Raw genomic sequence first — 19205 nt, 5'->3', positions numbered from 1 at the left:
AACATTACTCATCTTTGTTTGTCGATCCTCCAAAAAAAACCGCCCACGAACGAAAAATCATCCAACGCAACGGCTACTCTCTCGAAAAAGAGTGCCCCTGGCGACGAAATCCATTCGTCTCAAAATCGATAACGGCCGGACTAAAACACGAAAGTTTCAGATCAAAAACGGCCGCCGGTATCGTCCTCCGTGTCCTGCGATGAAAACGCCGCGGAACTACTCCACAGCTTCGTCATCGGGCGGGCGAGACACACGAGGCATGAAAGCGATCCATTATTCTTCCGAAACGATAATTGTCAAATTTTTTACGCGCGATTTGATAGAATCCGGCTTACACGCATGCCGCCATTCGGCATGCTTTTTCGCATCAACCGCTTGGCTTACAATCACTTAGCTGACGTAGATCCAACCTTCGATCTTCGCCGTTTATTAAGTATTTTTTATACGGAATTTCCCCAATGTGGGTTCATCGAGAGCTGCAACTTCGCGCCTTCCCGCGTGGGTTTCATTTGATCACGCGAATCGTCGCCGAGGCGATTCCGGAGCTCAAACAGTGCGAAGTCGGCCTGCTGCACGTTTTCATCCGTCACACGTCGGCATCGCTCGCGATCAACGAAAACGCCGATCCGGACGTTCCTTACGACATGGAACGCGTGGTCGATACCGTTGCGCCGGAAGACTTTCCGTATCGCCACACGGCCGAAGGGCCCGACGATATGCCGGCCCATGTGAAGGCGGTGCTCATCGGCACCTCGCTAAGCATCCCGATTCACGAAGGACGCCTTTGCCTCGGTACCTGGCAAGGAATTTATCTCGGCGAACATCGCGACCATGCGTCGGGACGGAGCCTCGTGCTCACCTTGCAAGGAGAGCCGAAACGAAAATAGGTCGGGCTCCAACACTTTGGTTGAAGCCACGACCTAAGGCGTCGTCGACGGACGAACGGGACGGCACGAACGGAGAATCGAAGGTTTGAGTCTGCTGAATCGCGATCGGCTTAGTGTCGGCCGCAATTGCAGTTGGCGGAACCGTTGGATGCGGTGCGGCTATAGCTGACGTTCGACATGCGCGGCGAGCGGCCGTTCGAGGCCTGAGGAGCCGGCGCGGCGGTGTCGAGATTCGAACTGTGGCCGCAACCGCAGTCGGGCTCCGACCCGCAATTCGGCTCGCCGCAGCTAGGTTCGCCGCAGTCGGGCTCACCACAACTCGGTTCGCTGCAAGAGGTGCTACGGCCGGACGTGGAGCAGCAGCCGAAGAGCGAACCGAAAAGCGTTACCCGACGCCCGCGAGTTCGTTCCCAAGGATAGGGGGAACTTCCTCCCTTGCCGCACGGACCGCAGTTCGAGCCGGTCCAGTTGCCGTAGGTGTCGCATGGCTCGCAGGTCGGTGGATTGTCGGCGTAAGCACCCCAATAAGACCGACCGCAGCCCATTCCCTTGCCGCACGGCGACGAGCAGCAACCTGTTTGAAAGGCCGAAAGGAGCACGATCGAGGCAAGGCCGATGAAGCGAACCATAAACGAAGATCCCCTAGCGAAGCGTGGTCGAAGTGTGCGTCTTCGAGGCGCTGCGGCAACTTTCGCTCGCCCGGCGCTTCCATGCGCCGGTGCAGTAGCGAATATCGGCCGGCCCCCCGGTCGCTAGCCTTCAAAGCCGTCCGTATTTAGGATCGAGCTTCGTGCTACAAAGCTTCATCGGCCGCACTTCCGGCAAAATCGAGAAAATCGCTACAACCGGCAAACTCGTTTCAAGGGTTCACGGAATGCCGGCATGCTCCGACAGGCATCCGTAACGGCAAGCGCGTGGTCTTAGCGCTGCGTCGAGATTTCGGCAGGTACGATTAAGTCGGCCCAAATGTGGGCATGGTCCGATGGCCCAACGGGCGAGACGCCTGCGTCTACCGGTTCAAGTCCGCGCGTGAGAATCCAATCGATGTGCCGCGGCGTCTGAAACCCTTTCACTTTGCCGAGCACATCGACGACCCCCGGCTGATCCAACAGCTTCACGATTTCCTGATCGGCGGCGTCGCTATTCAGATCTCCCATCAACACGGCCGGCGACTGCAGTGCGAGGAAGTATTCGCCGACGGTTCGCATTTGCTCATGTCGTTCGCGATCGTCGGAGCGATCGATGTGCGTCACTAAAATATTGAGCGGAGTTCCGTTCGCGGCTTTGGCGCGAACGTGTACCAAGTTGCGATAGCTCTTGCCGTGGCGTCGTTCCAGCGGCACGACTTGCCAACTTCGAACGTCGAGCTTCGACAACAATCCGTTGCCGAACTTCGCTTGCCACCAGCGCTGTTCGGTGGGAGTGAACAGCGAAGTCATGTGTAACGTACGCCCCAAGGCCGAGGCTTGATCTTCCTTTTCCCACGGTCCGGGCCCATGCACTTCGTTCAAGCCGATGAAATCGAGACTGCCGAGCACTCCCGCGATGCGCGCGAGATCGATTCGGCCGTCGGTCCCTTTGCAGCCGTGGATGTTGTAGGTTCCGATCCTCAACTTGGCGGGTTGCGACGCGGCAACTGCCGACACGATAGTGCGCACGTCGAGCGTGCCCGCCGATGGCCCGATCGGGCGGCGCTGTTGTCCCGCATAGATCACGGCCCCGAAGAACATCGTCGTCAGTACCGCCGCTCGCCAAAGGCGTGCGCGAGTCGTTCCGTTATCGGGCGTGATGCTCTTCTCCGTAGCGATCTTCGTCGGCTGTGTTTGCGGAGGAGCGAGCTTGCCTGCGAGCCGCTTCGGGCCGGCGTCGGTGCGGATGATCCGAGGATGCACTTCGCTCATGCCGATCGTCTCCGGTTCGGTGCTTGATCGCGCTGTTCGGAGCTTCGCGACCGCTCCATTTGCCTCATGGCCGCCGCGAACACTTCTTCGACCCCGATGTCGGTCATGCACTTTGCCGGCTCATGATGCAACGGGCACTTCTTCGCGAAGCAGGGCCCACACGGCAACCGCTTCGTCAACACTTCCGCATCGGCGGCGTAAGGTCCTGTTCGCAACGGATCGGCCGGTCCGAACATCGCAACGATCGGCGTTCCCACGGCCGCCGCGATATGCATCGGGCCGGTGTCTCCCGTCACGAAGACACTAGCGCGGCGAATCAATTCGGCCGAGCCCAAGAGCGAGAACGCTCCGTCGGCTCGCCACACACGCTTGCCGTGCGAAGCGGCAATGCGCTCGCAAAGTTGATTCGCAACCGGTCCGCCGCTTACGGCGACGCGTACATCGTCTTGCGCGAGCAGTTGCCCGGCGAGTTGCGCGAAGCGATCCGCCGGCCAGATGTTCGCTTCTTTGCGACAATGAGGGTTCAGAATCACCAGCCGGTGCTGCGTGGAATCGAAGTCTCGTTCGTTGAGCCAAGCATCGATATCCGCGCGGTCGGCCTCGGCGGTGCGGAGCGGAAACATCTCCGGCCCCGTCGGCACGGGTACACCCGATGACAAACCTTCCGCTGCCGCTGGAACTGCCGTACCGAGATAACTTCTGCTCAGCGGCAAGCCGGGGTAGATCGCTCCGAGCGGCTCGATCAGCCGAAGGTATTTTTCGACCGCATGCAGCGGTTGCTTCGGTGCCGCGACTCGTTCGTTGTAGAACCAATGCGCTCCCTCGCGAAGCGGCGCAAACCCAAGCCGACGCTTCGCACGCGCAGCCCAACTCGTAAAAGCACTCCGGAATAAGCCCTGAAAATCGATCGCGAGATCCCAATTGCGTTTGCGCAACCGACCTAGGAAGTCGCCGAGCGTCCCCCAAGTGCGCCGATCCCATTCGATGATTTCGTCGATAAACGGCAGCCCGCGCAGCACGCCGCTATGCGCACGTTCGACGGCCCACGAGATGCGGGCCTCGGGAAACCTGCGCCGCAGCGCCTGCGCCGCAGGAAGCGTGTGGATCACATCGCCGAGCGAACTTAGTTTGACGATCAGAATGTGATTCGCCATTACGATGCTTTACGCAAAGGAATCGTGGACGAGAGCGGACGGGATGCGCTGCCGGGCACTTGCTTGCGAATCTGCTCCGCGACTAACGTCGACGAATACCCTTCGAGCAGCGCAAGCGAATGGACTTCGCCGCCGCGTGCGAGCACGAAGTCGGCGCCGATGATCTGCGCGACCGACCAGTCGCCCCCCTTCACCAATACGTCGGGCTGCATCTCTCGAATCAATCGCAGCGGATCGGGTTCGTCGAAAATAGCGACATAGTCGACGCAGCGCAGAGCGAGCAACATCTTCCGCCGATCGCGTTCCTGCACGTACGGCTTGTGCGGACCTTTAAGGGCTCGGACCGAGGCATCGCTGTTGATCGCGACGACGAGCATATCCCCCAGCGCTCGGGCCCGTTCCAGCAAGTCGACGTGCCCGGAATGCAGGAGATCGAAACAGCCGTTGGTGAACACCATTTTCATCGAGGCAATCCTTCGCCGAAGAAGTCCGGAAGTCCGAGCGCAGCATCCTGCCGCACAAGCTATAGATCCAGTTCAAGGATCGATTGCGAATGATAGCGAGAAGCCAAGCCCGGGGTCGAGGTCAGGCGGCTATTCGCGACATTCCGCGGTCGTATAAGTTGCCGGCCTTGCCGGCACTTTCAATGCAACGATAATGGCGCTCATGGAACGCCCCTCGCTCTACAGCGTCGAACTTCGGACGACCGATTGGCTGCGGCTGGTCGAGTGGTATCGCGACGTCGTCGGGCTGCGTGTCGCCGTACGGATGACGAAGGGACAATATGCGTTGCTCGTCGGCGGAGAAGGCAGGCTTACGATAATCGGCCGCCCGGATTCCCCGGAATTACGTGTCGAGGTTCCGGAGTCGCGTTGGAGTCTCGGTTTCGAAGCGGCCGATCTCGAGGCAACGCGCGTTCGTCTCTTGGCCGCCGGCATTTCTTGCCCACCTGCCGACGAACATCCCGAGGGCTACCGAGAACTCACGATTCGCGATCCCGACGGCAATCGGGTCCGCTTCTTCGAGTTTCCACGTAAGAACTTCGCATAAACGGCTTGTTCGCCAGGCCGTTCGTGCCGCCTCGCTCGGATTGCCGCTTTCCCCCTGCTCCTTTATACTTTCTAGGCTAGCAAGTGCGGCAAGCTGCGTAGCAGCCGTTCGTTCGCCACGCTGCCGCCCCGTCTGTCGTTTTGCATTTCTCATTCAGCCTTTTGCATTTCCCCCATGCCTCTCGACTGTACGCACATTCGCAACTTCTGCATCGTCGCCCATATCGACCACGGCAAGAGCACGCTCGCCGATCGAATCTTGGAGAAGACCGGAACGATCGAGAAGCGGGAAATGCGCGCGCAGATTCTCGACGACATGGATCTCGAACGGCAGCGCGGCATCACGATCAAGGCCCGCGCCGTCTCGATGCGGTTTCCGCATAAAGGGGTCATCTACGAGATGAACCTGATCGACACCCCCGGCCACGTCGACTTCCACTACGAAGTTTCGCGCAGCTTGGCGTGTTGCGAAGGGGCATTGCTGCTGGTCGATGCCTCGCAGGGGGTCGAAGCGCAAACGATGGCGAACGCCTTCGCGGCGATCAACGCCGATCTCACGATCGTGCCGGTGTTGAACAAGATCGACATGGTCAACGCGCGGCCCGACGAAGTGATCGGCGAGATGGAGTCGACGCTCGGCATCGATCCTTTCGATGTGCAACGCTGTAGCGGCAAGACCGGCGAAGGGGTCGAAGACTTGCTCGTGGCGATCGTCGAGAAGATGCCGGCACCCAAAGGAGATCCGGCCGCGCCGCTGCAAGCGATGGTGTTCGACTCGCACTACGACCCGTTTCGCGGCGTGATCACGTATCTGCGTTTGATGAACGGCGTGCTCAACCGGGGCCAAAAGATCCGCTTCCTCCGCACCGGACAGACGTTCGACATCCTTGAAGCCGGTCAGTTCGTTCCCGAGCGCAAAGCGTGCGATACGTTGCAGGCCGGCCAAGTCGGCTACATCATCTGCAACATCAAGGACGTGCGCCAGGTCCATATCGGCGACACGGTAAGCATCCCCGGCGACGAAGCTGCCGAGGCGCTTCCCGGCTATCTTGAGCCGAAGCGAATGGTCTTCTGCGGGCTTTATCCTTCCGATGGCCAAGACTTCGAGGAACTGCGCGACGCGCTTACCAAGCTCGCCATCAACGACCCAAGCTTCGAGTTCGAGCCGGAAACGAGCGATGCGCTCGGCTTCGGTTTCCGCTGCGGATTCCTCGGTCTGTTGCACATGGAAATCGTGCAGCAACGCTTGGAGCAAGAAGCCGATATCGATCTCGTGCAGACCGCGCCGAACGTGACTTACGAAATCGTGAACACGGCGGGCGAGACGCTCCGGATCTACAACCCGCAAAAAGTCCCTGATTCCGGCAGTATCAAAGAGTTTCGGCAACCGATCGTGCGTGTCAGCTTCATTCTGCCGTCGAACGACATCGGCCCGATCATGCAGCTTTGCAACGACAAGCGCGGCACGTACGTGAAGACGGAATACCTCTCGCCGACGCGCGCGATGCTCGTCTACGATTTGCCTCTCGCCGAAGTCATCTACGACTTGCACGACAAGCTCAAGAGCTTCACCAAAGGCTACGGCACGATGGACTACGAGCTCGTCGGCTATTTCGAAGCCGATCTCGTGCGCATGGACATTCTCGTCGGCGGCAATCGGGTCGACGCGTTGAGCGTCATCTGCGACCGGCGCGATTCCGAACGGCGCGGACGAGCCATCGTGAAGAAACTGCGCAGCGAAATCGATCGGCACCAGTTCGAGGTCGCCATCCAAGCGGCGATCGGCAGCCGCATCATCGCCCGCGAAACGATTTCGGCGTTACGTAAGAACGTTACGGCTAAGTGCTACGGCGGCGATATCACCCGCAAACGCAAATTGCTCTCTAAACAAAAAGAAGGCAAGAAGCGGATGAAGTCGATCGGCAGCGTCGACATTCCGCAGAAGGCCTTCCTCGCAGTCTTGGAAACGGGCAACGAAGAAAACAAATAGCTTCGAGTTTCGATGCGTCGTTTCCTCGAGCCGATCATCACGCTCTTCGTCGGACTGCTGCTCGTCGGCGGTTGGCTCGTCGAACCGTTTGCGGTCGTCAGCGGATCGATGTCGCCGACGGTGCTCGGGCCGCACCGGACCTTCGTCTGTGCAGAGTGCGGAAAGCGCAACGATCTCGCAGCCGACATCGCCGAGATTCCCGGCCGAGTCGCCTACTGCGCCGCATGCCGCTCGCGCGGCCCTACGATCGACAACCTGCCCGTCGTTCCCGGCGATCGGCTCTTGGTCGATCGACGTGCGTTTCTCATCCGCGCGCCGCGGCGCTGGGAAATCGTGGCGTTTCGCTTGCCGCATGAGGCGCACCTAGTCGGGGTGAAGCGCGTCGTCGGCCTGCCGGGCGAAACGATCGAACTACGCGACGGCAAGTTCACGGCCGACGGCATCGCGCTCGTTCCGCCGGCCGAATCCCTCGCCGAAGCGCCCGACTACACGCCGCCGCGCAGCTATCGCGGCCCGCTCCGATGGCAACTCGGGCCGGACGAATACTTCGTCGTCGGCGACAATGCCGAGCTATCGGATGATAGCAGGCTCTGGCCGGAGGGGCCGGGCGTAGCCGCACAACTCATCGTAGGGAAACCATTTGCGGTACATTATCCGCTGCGCGCCGCCACTTGGTACGGCATCCCTTTTAACGTTCCCGACGTTTCGGCGATCCGGTATATTCGCTGACTGCGCCCAGACTGAGTTGGGTCAACAAGCTCTCCGCCTCGTTCGTATTTATCCGCAGAAGCGAATCGCCATGTCGAAGTCTAAAGACGCATCGGTCCCTTGGCAGGCGACCGGTCCCAAGCCGACGATGTTCGAGAGCATTCGCGAGACCTTCGACTCGATCGCGATCGCGTTCATACTCGCGTTCTTGTTTCGCAGCTTCGAGGCCGAGGCGTTCGTCATTCCGACCGGCTCGATGGCCCTCACGCTGATGGGTGCGCATAAGGAAATCGAGTGCCCGCAATGCAGCATGCCCTATCGCGTAGGCGCGAGCGAAGAATTTCCCGAGGAAGAAAACAAACGGCCGCGGCGAGTGACGTCGTCGATCTGCCCGAACTGTCGTTTTCGCGACGTCTACGCGGATCATCCGGATACGTTTCCGCCGACATTCAACGGCGATCGGATTCTCGTAACGAAATTTCCCTACGAATTCGCCGACCCGAAACGCTTCGATGTCGCGGTATTCAAAAATCCCGGGGAAGCGAAGCAAAACTACATCAAGCGCGTCGTCGGACTCCCCCAAGAAGAGATCCTGATTTATCGCGGGGATATTTACGCACGCAGCCCTGAGGCGAATCAATTCACGATCGCGCGCAAGTCGCCCGAAAAGATCGTGGCGATCATGCAGACCGTCTACGACAACGACCACGTCTTGCCGCAGCTGATCGAACGCGGCTGGCCGCAACGCTGGCGACAATCGCAACCCAACGGCGAAGCCGTGGCTGCGAAAGATGCGACATGGCAGACCTCGGCCGATATGAAATCGTTTCGGGCCGTCGGCAAGTCTCCGGTCGAAGCTTGGCTCCGCTACGAACACGTCGTGCCCGACGACCGCGCATGGAGAATTCTCACCCAACGTCCTCTGACGGACGAAGACCGTCGCACGTTTTGCAAACCGCAACTCATCGCCGACTTCTGCGAATACAACACGGGCGAAGCGAATGATATCAGCGCACTCGGCATCCATTGGGTAAGCGATTTGGCGCTGGAGTGCGAACTCGAATTCACGGATCGCGCCGACGATAACGCCGAAGCGATCTTGGAATTGGTCGAAGGTGGCAAAGCGTTTCAATGCCGCATTCGTGCGGCGACGGGCGACGTCGAGCTACGAATCGAGGGAGTGGAAGGATATCATCCGACAGCCAAAGCCGCGGTCGTAGGCAAAGGCCCCCACCGACTTCGTTTCGCCAACATCGACGATCATCTCTTGCTTTGGGTCGGCAATAAGCCGATCGCGTTCGATGCTTCGACGAATTTTTTGGCGACGAACTCCGCGCCCGTCTTCACGATCGGCCGCGACGACAACAACACACCGCGCATGGTGACGCAAGGACACAAACTCGACGGCGACACGAAGTTTCCGCCGCTTGAGATCGGCATCCCTACGGAACAAGATCTCCGCTCGCCGGTCGGCATTGCGGCGCGTGGAGTCGATATCACGGCCTCGCATCTGCATCTCAAACGCGACTTATATTACGTCGCCGATAAAGGACGCGAACATCTCGCCGAGTATCCGACATGGCCGCCGATTCGAGACAACGTGGCCGATTATCGCGACAATGCGTTTCAAGCTTTCGAGCATCCCGGGCTCACGCAACTTTCCTCGGAATGGCGAGACGCCGATGTGTTGCGAGCTTTCATGTCGGATGTAAAAACGGCGCCGGAACGCTGGAGCCAACTCGGAGCGGTGACGTTCCAATTGCAGGCCGATCAGTTTTTCGTACTCGGCGATAACAGTCCGAAAAGCCTCGATGGTCGGCTTTGGAACGGGCAAGGCTATGAATCTTACGTCAAACGAGAATTGCTGATCGGCAAAGCGCTGTTCGTCTACTGGCCGCACGGCTTCGAAAACGTTCCCGGAACGTCGATCGGGCTGCCGGACCTGCCGTTTCTCGGCAACCAATATGGGCCCAATTTCCGCGCAATGCGGCTGATTCGATAAGGTCTCCGGCGGAGTCGGTTGCGAAGTTTTTGGGAAAGGAATCCCGATGTCGATGCTCGAAGTTCGAGGCTTGGTGAAGATCTACGGGCGGCGGCGCGTCGTCGACGGGGTCGACTTCGAAGTCGGGCGCGGGGAGATCGTCGGGCTCTTAGGCCCCAACGGCGCCGGCAAGACCACGAGCTTTCGCATGGCTTGCGGCATGATCGAGCCGAATGCAGGCAAGGTGCTCCTCAACGACAAAGACATCACCACTTGGCCGATGTATCGTCGCGCCAAGGAAGGTGGGATGGGTTACCTGGCGCAAGAGTCGAGCGTATTTCGCAAGCTGAGCGTCGAGAAGAATCTGCTCGGCGTGATGGAAATGCTCGGTATGGATCGCAAAGTGCGCAAGCTTCGGTGCGATGAATTGCTGGAGCGATTCAAGATCAAGCATCTTCGCAAAAGCACCGCCATGTCGCTGTCGGGCGGTGAGCGACGGCGGCTGGAGATTGCGCGCTGCTTGGTCTCGGATCCTCAATTGATTCTGCTCGACGAACCGTTCACGGGCATCGATCCCGTCACGGTCGATAGCATCCAAGAGATCATCCGCGAACTGCAAAACGGCGGCATGTCGATCCTCATCACCGACCATCACGTGCGCGAGACGCTTCAGATCACGGATCGGAGCTATGTGATTCGCGGCGGCAAGGTGCTTTGCCACGGCCGGCCGCAGGAAGTATTGCAGAACGCCGATGCCAAAAAGTATTACTTCGGCGACTCGATGGACATCGGCAACGGCCTGAGCGACGGTCCTGACAACGAAGCCGCATAGCTTCCTGTAGGTCGTTAGCTTGTACTCAGCTTGATCAGCCATCTAGGCGACGATCTTCCCCGCTGATCGACTTTCGCGCGATCGTATGCGCTTCGCATGGCAGCAGTTCACGAACCATCTGCCGTTTTGGCTTGAAGTCCGCTCTTTTCGCCCAAAATCATTCGGGGCGTCAACACGCTCGGATTTCGTAGAGCGAGCGATACGTCTCGGAAATGTCTTTCGGCACAAGATGTGCTTACTAATAGCGAATCAATAGTTTGCACACATAGTTTCGGCGCCGATTTCCGCTCACCTTGCGATCGCATATGGCACGCCCTGAAGGCCCGTTTCAATTCCCGCGCACGTTTTCGCTGATCGGCGGCGTGACCGTCATCGCGATCCTCTACTTCGGCCGCGAAGTCTTACTGCCGTTTGCCTTGGCCGTGCTGCTGAGCTTTCTCTTGGCGCCGGCCGTGGAAAGGCTCGAGCGCTGGAAGCTGGGGCGCATTCCTTCCGTCTTGATCATGGTGACGGCCCTATTCCTCGGGCTCGGGGTTCTTAGCTACGTCGCCGTCCAACAACTCTATGACCTTGCGAAGCGGCTGCCCGACTACAAAGAGAATATCGCTCACAAGGTCGAACTCGTCCGCTCGAACGGCGACGGAGCTCTCTCGTCGATCTCGAACATCTTCAACGATATTCGCTCCGGAGTAATTAAAAACGCCGCGCCCGCCTCTTCCCAGAACACCTCAGGCCAGCCGTTGAAATCCACGGCCTTCGACAACGACGACGCCAATGGGAATCAAGAAAGTAAACCGCGATCTCGCATCGGATCTCCGTCCGATCCGGTAGAAGACGTCGCTCAAATGAGCGGAAACGGTAAAACGCAGGAGCCCGTTCCGGTACCGGTGGAAGTCGTCAATCCGATTTCGGCTCGCGAGGTTGCCACCGGGTTTCTTGGGCCGTTGTTGTCGCCGCTCGGCAATGCCGCGATCGTCATCGTATTCGTGATCTTTATCTTGCTCGAACGGGAAGACTTGCGGAATCGACTCATTCGCTTAGTCGGCTCACGACAACTGAACCTCACGACGCAGGCTTTAGACGATGCTGCGTTTCGCGTTAGCCGTTACCTCCAGATGCAATTGCTCATCAATGCCTCCTACGGCATCGTGATCGCTTTAGGGCTGTTCTTCATCGGCTTGCCCAACGCCGTGCTGTGGGGGGTGATGACCGCGGTCTTGCGGTTCGTGCCGTACGTCGGGCCTTGGATCGCCGCGACGATTCCGCTGTTGCTCTCGCTCGCCGTGTTCGACGATTGGACACGCCCGATTCTCGTGTTGGCGTTGTTTCTGTTTAACGAGCTCATCAGCAACAACGTCATGGAGCCGTGGCTCTACGGAGCCAGCACCGGCATCTCGACGATCGGCATCTTGGTCTCCGCCGTCTTTTGGACTTGGATCTGGGGACCCGTCGGCCTGGTGATGGCAACGCCGCTGACCGTTTGCTTCACGGTCCTCGGCAAATACGTGCCGCAAATGGCGTTTCTCAACACTCTCTTGAGCGACCATCAAGTCTTGCCGGCACATTCGCGATTCTACCAGCGACTTCTAGCGCAAGATCCTGAAGAAGCGATCGAGGTCGCGGAAGAGTTTCTCAAGACCGGCACGCTCGAAGCGCTGTACGACAGCGTGATCCTCCCGGCGCTGAGCCTCGCGGAACAAGACCGACATCGGGGCGAACTCGACGACGCAAAACAACAATTCATCTGCCAAACCGTGCGTGAGTTGGTCGACGATCTGGGATCGCGCGCAAAGCAGCTCGCGACCGACTCTTCCGAGTCGCACGCCCTACCGAATCCGGCACCCGAAATCTCGGTGCTTTGCCTCCCGGCGCGCGACGAAGCAGACGAGATCGCGGCCCTCATGTTCGCGCAGTTGATGCAAGCCAAAGGAATCGGCGTCGAGGTCGCGTCGACTCGCACGCTCGCTTCGGAAATGCTCACGCGCGTCGCCGAGAATCCGGCCGGAGTCGTCTGCGTCTCGGCATTACCGCCGTTTGCAGCGACTCATGCACGCTACCTCTGCAAACGGCTTCGTCCGAAATTCCCGAAGCTCAAGATCGTCGTCGGGCTTTGGACGACGGCCGGTTCCGGTAAGAAAGCGCAAGAACGGCTCACCGAAACAGGGATCGATCGCTTCGTCACGACTCTCCAAGAAAGCGTAGAGCAGGCGACGCAATTCTCCGCCTCGCAAAAGTTAAACGGCAATCACGTCGCCGAAAATCGAATCGATGCCTACATCGCACAACCATCAGCGGCGACACGCTGATCGGAATCTAAACCCGTCCTGATTTGTCTTTAATTTCCATTTCTATGAGAGGGTATTCTTATGTTTGCCATCATTGGCTGGGCAATTTTCGGTTTGATCGTCGGCTTGTTGGCGAGGCTCCTCGTTCCCGGACGACAGGCAATGGGCCTGTTGGCGACGATGGCGCTGGGCGTCGTCGGGTCGCTCATCGGCGGAGCGATCACTTGGATGATCCACGGTGCAGAACCCAATATGTATCAACCGTCGGGCTGGATCATGTCGATCATCGGCGGCATTATCGTCGTCGTCGTAGCGCTGAGAATGCAACGCACGGCATAGTGCAAGCATCGAGAAAAATGCGAAGCGGGTAGTGCGGCGTACGTCGCGCTACCCGTTTTCGCGATCTCGCAAGCCGAGCCGTGCCAACCAACGGCCGCCGCCGGTGCGCTTCGGGTCTTCCACGGTCGGCGATGATGCGGGAAGCTCGGCACCCTTCTTTGCCATTTGCGAGTCGATATCCGCCCGTTTTTCGGTGAGCTCCATTCGCTCGCGTCCGAGCTTAGCCCGCTCGATCGAGATTTCGATCTCGGCGGCCCGCAACTTTTCTTCCCATTGCCGCTTGAGAATCTCGGCCTGCTCGCGATGTTCGCGAATCAGATCATCTTGGTCGAGCATTCCCGAAAGAGCCGCCGCACCGATACTCACTTCTCCGACGTTACAGCTTTGTTGCTCCAGCACTCGCTTGAGTTCGGCGATCTCTCGTTCTTTTTCTTGCACGACCCCATCGGTGATCCGAATCGCTCCTTCGACGGTAAGCCGATCGCCGCGCGACTTCGCGTCGTTCGATCCGGCGTCGGCTTCGAGGGAAGCGAGCAGCCGTCGCTTTTGCGATTCCCAATCCATCGCCATCGCGCCGCCGGCGGCGGACGAATTCGGTGCCGAGGCCGCGGCTTCGCGCTCTCTTTGCAGTTCCAAGTAGCGGCGCTGAAGCTCGCGCAACTCCGACTGCGTTTCGTCGTAACGGCTCTTCAACGTGTCATAGGCCGCGTCGTCGGAGCCGGCTTCTTGCGACTGTTCCAAGCGTTCGTGAAGCTCGGCATTTTCCTGACGACATTGCTCGTAGCTTTCGATGTATTCGTCAAGCTCACGTTTCAGTCGACGAACTTCGTTCTCCAGTGCGGAGGTGTTTACCGTCGACGATTCCGCGAGCTTGCGTTCTCCGGCCATCAGCGATTCGGCTCGGGCCTGAAGTTCCGCTTCGCGCCGTCGGAGCTCGGCCGTCGCGGTTTCTTGTTGTTCCGCGACCTCGGCAAGCAACTTGCGCCGCCGACTTTTCGCCCGCCGCTTTTCCGCTTCGAGTTCCTCTTCGGCCTGTTCGTGCCGTTGCAACCGCTCTGTCAGCCGAGTTCGAGCCCGAGCCGTTTCTTCGGCGTCATGCTCGAGTCGGCTGCGTTCATCGGCCAGCTGCTTCCGTTCGATGCGCAGGGCTTCGATCGCGCCGTCGGTTGCGGCATGGCGCTGTGCCCCCTGAGCGGCCGCGGCTTCCCAATCGGAGCGTTCGGTTTCGAGCTTTTTCCATTGCTCGCCGAGCTGCGTTTCGCGAGCCGTGAGCTGCGCTTCACGTTGCACAAGCTGCGCTTCGCGAGCGGCGAGTTCTTTCGAGCCCCCGCCGGCGCGTTGCACGGCGACACCGTCGAGCAATTGCTTGACGATCCCCGAGATTTCCGCTTCGGCAGCCGCCGTCGACTCGGAAAGCTCGCCGAGAAATCGACGCACCTGTTCGCGCTGTTCGGCGAACGGCAATGCCGACGACGTTTCGCGTCGCGTCTCGACGGCGGTATAGCGGCGATCGTCCATGGAGAAGTGAGCAAGCGGCGTGAGCAAGCGGCGACGTGACGGGATCCGATCGCGAGATCGATCCCCGATGGAAAACATAGGTCGAAAACCGCGATCAGGCAAATTCTCGACTTCTCGCTTTCCAGCCCCCGCGCCGCCGCCCCTACAACACGCTACAACACGACCGGATTCACCACGTTCGGGGGGACGCGGCCTTGCAACCGGTCGACCACTTGCTGGGCCGTTCGCCGGCGCAAATCGGCTAAGCTCTCTTCGGAGACGAACGCGGCATGCGGCGTTACGATCACGCGCGGATCGTCGAACGGCGGCTTCGACAGATCGCACGGTTCTTGCTGCTGCACGTCGAGCGCCGCCCCGGCCAGTTGCCCGGCCGCCAAGGCCGCGCCAAGCGCCGCTTCATCGACGACCGCTCCCCGCGCCGTGTTGATGAGATACGCCGTCGGCTTCATCATCGCCAACTCTTTCGCACCGATGAGGTGCTTCGTCGCCGGCGTGCTCGGCACGTGGAGCGAAACGTAATCGCTTTCACGCAACAACTCGGGCAGGTCACGCCATTCGACGCCCGGCAGCGAGTCTTTCCGCGAACGATTGAACGCCACGACTTTCATGCCGACGCCCAACAACTTCTTTGCAAGCGCGCGGGCGATCGCCCCGAATCCGACGAGGCCGACGGTCTGCCCTTCCATGCGCCGCAGCTTTGCGCCGGCTTGCAAAGCGTATTTCCCGGACTTCGTTTCATGATGGTAAAACGCGGTCTTCCGGCCTTGGGTATAGATCAGCGCCAGCGCATGTTCGGCGACTTCGATCAAGCAATAGTCGGGCACGTTCGTCACGACGATCTTGTGCTGCGTGCAGTATTCGACATCGATATTGTCGAGCCCGATGCCGAGCCTCGCCACGATACGGCAGTTCGGCGCAGCCCCGATCACGGTGCCCGGCACCTTCGCCCAGTTCGTCATGATGGCATCGCACGGAGCGGCGAGCTTGGCAAGCGAGTCGGCATCGGTCTTGTCGGCAACGACGAGTTCGCAATCCCCGGCGGCGAGTACGTTCCGTTCGATTTCCACGTCGGGCCAAGCATAGTCGGTAATCAAGGCTTTGTATTTCGGCACGGGCTCATCTCTCTATGGGAAAAGGCGATTTGAATCAGGCAGCGGGCGGACTTCGCATGGGACGGGGCTAAATGATACCATGTCGGTCGCACGATTTCACGAATGCCCACGCGCTGCCGAGTTCACGCCTCGCCGGTCAGGAGCCCACGCCCGATGAACGACACCCGTATCACGAAGCTTGCCGAAACGTTGCTCGATCATAGCTGTCGGCTCGCGCGCGATGAGAACGTACTGATCGAAGCAATCGATCTTCCCGATCCAGCCCTCGTATGCAAGCTGGTGGAAGGGGCCGCCGCGCGCGGGGCGAACCCTTATGTAACGTGGAAGAATCAAGAGATTCTCCGAAGCCTTTATCGCACGGGAAGCGAAGCCAATCTTGCTGGGGCGGGAGCGTTCGAGGCGGCACGCATGAAGCAGATGCACGCCTATATCGGCATCCGCGGCGCAGCGAACAGCAGCCAGATGGCCGACGTGCCGCACGAGCAGATGGATCTCTATCAGAAACATTGGTGGCATCCGGTGCATAGCGAAGTTCGCGTGCCGAAGACGAAATGGGTCGTGCTGCGCTACCCGACCCCCTCGATGGCGCAATCAGCCGACATGAGCACAGCGGCTTTCGAAGACTTCTATTTCGCCGTCTGCACGACCGACTACGTGCAAATGGCGCGCGATCAAGAACCACTTGTCAAGCGGATGCTCGCGGCGGAAAAAGTTCGGCTAGTCGCACCGGGAACCGATCTCACGTTCTCAATCAAAGGGATGAACGTCCGCCCTTGCCACGGACAACGCAACATTCCCGACGGCGAAGTCTTCACCGCGCCGATTCGCGACAGCGTCGAAGGGACGATTCGCTACAACGCCCCCTCGCGCTACCAAGGGATCATCTTCCAAGAGATCGAGTTCGAATTCCGCAAGGGGAAGATCGTCCGTGCGACATGCGCGAATGCTCCGGACCAGCTCAACAAGATTCTCGACTCCGATGATGGAGCCCGCTACATCGGCGAGTGGTCGATCGGTTGCAACAACCATATTCGCAAGCCGATGCTCGATACGCTGTTCGACGAAAAGATCGGCGGCAGCATCCACTTCACCCCCGGCAACGCTTACGACGAATGCGACAACGGCAATCGAAGTCGCGTCCATTGGGATCTCGTCTTGATCCAAACGCCCGAATACGGCGGCGGAGAAATTTGGTTCGACGACGTACTGGTCCGTAAAGACGGTAAGTTTCTGCCGGACGACTTACGAGGGTTGAACGTCGGACTGTAGATTTCAATCTCCCCAGTCGTCGACAAGCGTAAAGGTCGCAGCATGAAACTCCCCGTCGTCCACGGCGTGATCGATCGGCGCATGCTCGTCAACTATCGCGTCGACGCTGGGGTCTTGGCGAAATTGCTGCCGACGCCGTTCGAGCCGAAGTTGCATCGAGGAATGGGGCTCGTCGGCATCTGTTTAATACGCCTACGCAACATCCGGCCGAGTTGGTTGCCCAGTTGGCTCGGCATCGGTTCGGAGAACGCCGCCCATCGCGCTGCCGTCGTGTGGCAAGCGGGCAACGAGCGGCGCGAAGGGGTTTACGTCCAGCGTCGCGATACCAACTCGCGCCTCAATACGCTGCTCGGCGGCCGGCTCTTTCCCGGTTTCCATCATCATGCCCGGTTCGACGTCGAAGAAACGACCGAACGCTACTCCTTGAAGATGACGAGCGACGACGGAGTGACGAACCTCGCCGTTCGCGGACACATCGCCCCGGCCCTCCCCTCCGGTTCCGTATTTACCTCGCTCGACGAGGCTTCGCGGTTCTTCGCGGCCGGTTCGCTCGGCTACTCTCCGACTCCCGACGGCAAAACCTTCCAAGGTCTGGAGCTCCGTTGCGACGGCTGGCATGTGGAGCCGCTCGCCGTAGAAGAAGTGCGCTCCAGCGTGTTCGACGACCCGACGATCTTCCAGCCCGGCTCGATCACGTTCGACCATGCCTTGCTGATGCGCAATATCCAACACGCTTGGCATGAGCAGGAAGACCTGTGCTGCGTTCCGCAAACCGCGGCGGCGGTCGCCGCAATTTAGCGAGGCCGTTTAGCCGGGCAGGTTAGAACGTGAAACCTCGCCCTGCCGGCTGGTTTCGCGGTCGAGTTCCTTCGGTTAAAATGCTCGACTTTCCCCGACGCGCATGCCGTCCTCATCGCATTCAACTCTACAGACAACTTCTCGGAGCGACCAATCGTCATGTCCAAACCGTACAACATCGGCATGATCGGCTACGGCTTCATGGGCCGAGCCCATTCGAGCGCCTATGCCAATGTGAATCACTATTTCGACCTGCCGTACAAGCCGGTCCTCAAGGCGGTCTGTGCGCGCGACAAATCGAAAGCGGAAGCGTTCGCGGCGCAATGGGGATACGAAAGCGTCGAGACCGATTGGAAGAAGCTGCTCGAACGCAAAGACATCGACGCCATCGACGTCTGCACGCCGAACAATCTACACAAAGAGATCTCGATCGCCGCCGCGAAGGCCGGCAAAGCGATTCTCTGCGAGAAGCCGTTGGCGATGAACGTCGCCGAAGGGGAAGAAATGTGCGCCGCGGTCGAGAAGGCCGGCGTGGCGAATATCGTCTGGTACAACTATCGCCGCGTCCCGGCCGTGACGTTTGCGAAACAACTGATCGACGAAGGAAAGCTCGGCAAGATATTCCACTATCGCGCTCAATTTCTCCAAGACTGGACGATCTCGGCCGACCTTCCTCAAGGAGGCGCGGGGCTATGGCGTCTCGACGCCGCGGCGGCCGGTTCCGGTGTGACCGGAGATCTGTTGGCACACTGCATCGACACGGCGATCTGGCTCAACGGCAGCTTCCAAAACGTCTCGGCCATGACTGAGACCTTCATCAAAGAACGGAAGCACACGCTGACCGGCAAGGTCGAGAAAGTCGGCATCGACGATGCCTGCGCGTTCCTGGGCCGCTTCGAGAACGGCTCGCTCGCGCTCTTCGAGAGCACCCGTTATGCTCGGGGCCATAAAGCGCTGAACACGCTCGAAATCAACGGTGAACACGCTTCGATTAAATGGGACCTCCACGACTTACACCGTCTGCAATACTTCGACCATCGTGATGCGGGCAACCTTCGCGGTTGGCGCAGTATTCACGTGACCGACAGCGATCATCCTTACATGGCGAAGTGGTGGGTGCCGGGCCTGCAGATCGGCTACGAAACGACGTTTCTGCATACCGTCGCCGACTTTCTGCAAGGACTCAGCACCGGTAAAGCCGCCGGCCCCACGTTCCGCGACGCGCTCGAAACGCAAAAAGTCTGCGATGCCGTTTTGAACAGCGCCAAGAGCGGCCAATGGACGAACGTCTGATCGACGTGTGCGAGATCAACTCGATGCCGAGGCGAACGGGGACAGTAATGTCCCCGTTTCTGCTTTTACGTGGCAGCCGAATCGGTCCT

18 protein-coding genes are annotated in these 19205 nt (G+C 59.5%); 12 read left to right on the top strand and 6 right to left on the bottom strand.

The features are described 5' to 3' along the window. On the top strand, positions 1-203 hold a 203-nt coding region (locus K8U03_19135; protein MCE9607005.1), incomplete at its 5' end, for a hypothetical protein. Between the two features lie 255 nt (positions 204-458). Continuing rightward, positions 459-887: a secondary thiamine-phosphate synthase enzyme YjbQ gene (locus tag K8U03_19130; protein MCE9607004.1), complete on the top strand. Its 429-nt coding sequence runs from the start codon at positions 459-461 to the stop codon at positions 885-887. 110 nt (positions 888-997) lie between these two features. Here the strand turns inward: K8U03_19130 and K8U03_19125 are convergent, their stop codons facing one another. The 4 genes from K8U03_19125 to K8U03_19110 all read right to left on the bottom strand — a co-directional run bounded on the left by K8U03_19125 (position 998) and on the right by K8U03_19110 (position 4406). Beyond that, a complete protein-coding gene (locus K8U03_19125) occupies positions 998-1516 on the bottom strand; it encodes a hypothetical protein (GenBank protein MCE9607003.1) in 519 nt (172 codons plus the stop codon). Positions 1517-1807: 291 nt separating this feature from the next. Then, positions 1808-2788 (bottom strand): endonuclease/exonuclease/phosphatase family protein, encoded by a 981-nt coding sequence (locus K8U03_19120; GenBank protein MCE9607002.1) that lies wholly within the window; start codon positions 2786-2788, stop codon positions 1808-1810. Continuing rightward, positions 2785-3942 (bottom strand): glycosyltransferase family 9 protein, encoded by a 1158-nt coding sequence (locus K8U03_19115; protein ID MCE9607001.1) that lies wholly within the window; start codon positions 3940-3942, stop codon positions 2785-2787. The genes K8U03_19120 and K8U03_19115 overlap by 4 nt, the downstream gene beginning before the upstream one ends. Next, entirely contained in the window at positions 3942-4406 is a 465-nt protein-coding gene (locus K8U03_19110; GenBank protein ID MCE9607000.1) for an adenylyltransferase/cytidyltransferase family protein, read from the bottom strand. Before K8U03_19110 ends, K8U03_19115 begins: the two co-directional genes overlap by 1 nt. A 202-nt stretch (positions 4407-4608) precedes the next feature. On the opposite strand from K8U03_19110, the gene K8U03_19105 reads away from it, so the two are divergent. The 7 genes from K8U03_19105 to K8U03_19075 all read left to right on the top strand — a co-directional run bounded on the left by K8U03_19105 (position 4609) and on the right by K8U03_19075 (position 13126). Then, a complete protein-coding gene (locus tag K8U03_19105) occupies positions 4609-4992 on the top strand; it encodes a VOC family protein (GenBank protein ID MCE9606999.1) in 384 nt (127 codons plus the stop codon). Positions 4993-5166: 174 nt separating this feature from the next. After that, positions 5167-6981 (top strand): translation elongation factor 4, encoded by a 1815-nt coding sequence (lepA, locus tag K8U03_19100; protein MCE9606998.1) that lies wholly within the window; start codon positions 5167-5169, stop codon positions 6979-6981. Between the two features lie 12 nt (positions 6982-6993). Then, positions 6994-7710, top strand: a complete 717-nt coding sequence (lepB, locus tag K8U03_19095) for a signal peptidase I (protein ID MCE9606997.1) — start codon at positions 6994-6996, stop codon at positions 7708-7710. A 70-nt stretch (positions 7711-7780) separates the two neighbouring features. After that, a complete protein-coding gene (lepB, locus tag K8U03_19090) occupies positions 7781-9691 on the top strand; it encodes a signal peptidase I (GenBank protein ID MCE9606996.1) in 1911 nt (636 codons plus the stop codon). Positions 9692-9737: 46 nt separating this feature from the next. Continuing rightward, a complete protein-coding gene (lptB, locus tag K8U03_19085; GenBank protein MCE9606995.1) occupies positions 9738-10502 on the top strand; it encodes an LPS export ABC transporter ATP-binding protein in 765 nt (254 codons plus the stop codon). 305 nt (positions 10503-10807) lie between these two features. Further along, positions 10808-12808: an AI-2E family transporter gene (locus tag K8U03_19080; GenBank protein MCE9606994.1), complete on the top strand. Its 2001-nt coding sequence runs from the start codon at positions 10808-10810 to the stop codon at positions 12806-12808. A 60-nt stretch (positions 12809-12868) separates the two neighbouring features. Next, positions 12869-13126, top strand: coding sequence for a GlsB/YeaQ/YmgE family stress response membrane protein (locus K8U03_19075; GenBank protein ID MCE9606993.1), 258 nt, complete (start codon positions 12869-12871; stop codon positions 13124-13126). A gap of 48 nt (positions 13127-13174) precedes the next feature. Here the strand turns inward: K8U03_19075 and K8U03_19070 are convergent, their stop codons facing one another. Both K8U03_19070 and K8U03_19065 read right to left on the bottom strand, forming a co-directional pair. After that, positions 13175-14644 (bottom strand): hypothetical protein, encoded by a 1470-nt coding sequence (locus K8U03_19070; protein MCE9606992.1) that lies wholly within the window; start codon positions 14642-14644, stop codon positions 13175-13177. A gap of 152 nt (positions 14645-14796) precedes the next feature. Next, entirely contained in the window at positions 14797-15756 is a 960-nt protein-coding gene (locus K8U03_19065) for a C-terminal binding protein (GenBank protein MCE9606991.1), read from the bottom strand. Between the two features lie 153 nt (positions 15757-15909). On the opposite strand from K8U03_19065, the gene K8U03_19060 reads away from it, so the two are divergent. The 3 genes from K8U03_19060 (at position 15910) to K8U03_19050 (ending at position 19116) form a co-directional block, all read left to right on the top strand. Then, on the top strand, positions 15910-17025 hold the full coding sequence (locus K8U03_19060) for an aminopeptidase (protein MCE9606990.1): 1116 nt from the start codon (positions 15910-15912) through the stop codon (positions 17023-17025). 42 nt (positions 17026-17067) lie between these two features. Further along, on the top strand, positions 17068-17823 hold the full coding sequence (locus K8U03_19055) for a DUF2071 domain-containing protein (protein MCE9606989.1): 756 nt from the start codon (positions 17068-17070) through the stop codon (positions 17821-17823). A 159-nt stretch (positions 17824-17982) separates the two neighbouring features. Next, positions 17983-19116, top strand: coding sequence for a Gfo/Idh/MocA family oxidoreductase (locus K8U03_19050; GenBank protein ID MCE9606988.1), 1134 nt, complete (start codon positions 17983-17985; stop codon positions 19114-19116). The last annotated feature ends 89 nt before the right edge of the window (positions 19117-19205 follow it).

Source organism: Planctomycetia bacterium (assembly GCA_021413845.1).
Taxonomy (GTDB): Bacteria; Planctomycetota; Planctomycetia; order Pirellulales; family PNKZ01; genus PNKZ01.
This window is presented reverse-complemented; position numbering and strand designations above follow the sequence as displayed.

What these genes read in the sequence shown, in the direction of transcription:
- K8U03_19130 (MCE9607004.1), top strand. Translation starts at nt 459, where the DNA reads ATGTGGGTTCATCGAGAGCTGCAACTTCGCGCCTTCCCGCGTGGGTTT.
- K8U03_19125 (MCE9607003.1), bottom strand. Translation starts at nt 1,516, where the DNA reads ATGGTTCGCTTCATCGGCCTTGCCTCGATCGTGCTCCTTTCGGCCTTT.
- K8U03_19120 (MCE9607002.1), bottom strand. Translation starts at nt 2,788, where the DNA reads ATGAGCGAAGTGCATCCTCGGATCATCCGCACCGACGCCGGCCCGAAG.
- K8U03_19115 (MCE9607001.1), bottom strand. Translation starts at nt 3,942, where the DNA reads ATGGCGAATCACATTCTGATCGTCAAACTAAGTTCGCTCGGCGATGTG.
- K8U03_19110 (MCE9607000.1), bottom strand. Translation starts at nt 4,406, where the DNA reads ATGAAAATGGTGTTCACCAACGGCTGTTTCGATCTCCTGCATTCCGGG.
- K8U03_19105 (MCE9606999.1), top strand. Translation starts at nt 4,609, where the DNA reads ATGGAACGCCCCTCGCTCTACAGCGTCGAACTTCGGACGACCGATTGG.
- lepA (MCE9606998.1), top strand. Translation starts at nt 5,167, where the DNA reads ATGCCTCTCGACTGTACGCACATTCGCAACTTCTGCATCGTCGCCCAT.
- lepB (MCE9606997.1), top strand. Translation starts at nt 6,994, where the DNA reads ATGCGTCGTTTCCTCGAGCCGATCATCACGCTCTTCGTCGGACTGCTG.
- lepB (MCE9606996.1), top strand. Translation starts at nt 7,781, where the DNA reads ATGTCGAAGTCTAAAGACGCATCGGTCCCTTGGCAGGCGACCGGTCCC.
- lptB (MCE9606995.1), top strand. Translation starts at nt 9,738, where the DNA reads ATGTCGATGCTCGAAGTTCGAGGCTTGGTGAAGATCTACGGGCGGCGG.
- K8U03_19080 (MCE9606994.1), top strand. Translation starts at nt 10,808, where the DNA reads ATGGCACGCCCTGAAGGCCCGTTTCAATTCCCGCGCACGTTTTCGCTG.
- K8U03_19075 (MCE9606993.1), top strand. Translation starts at nt 12,869, where the DNA reads ATGTTTGCCATCATTGGCTGGGCAATTTTCGGTTTGATCGTCGGCTTG.
- K8U03_19070 (MCE9606992.1), bottom strand. Translation starts at nt 14,644, where the DNA reads ATGGACGATCGCCGCTATACCGCCGTCGAGACGCGACGCGAAACGTCG.
- K8U03_19060 (MCE9606990.1), top strand. Translation starts at nt 15,910, where the DNA reads ATGAACGACACCCGTATCACGAAGCTTGCCGAAACGTTGCTCGATCAT.
- K8U03_19055 (MCE9606989.1), top strand. Translation starts at nt 17,068, where the DNA reads ATGAAACTCCCCGTCGTCCACGGCGTGATCGATCGGCGCATGCTCGTC.
- K8U03_19050 (MCE9606988.1), top strand. Translation starts at nt 17,983, where the DNA reads ATGTCCAAACCGTACAACATCGGCATGATCGGCTACGGCTTCATGGGC.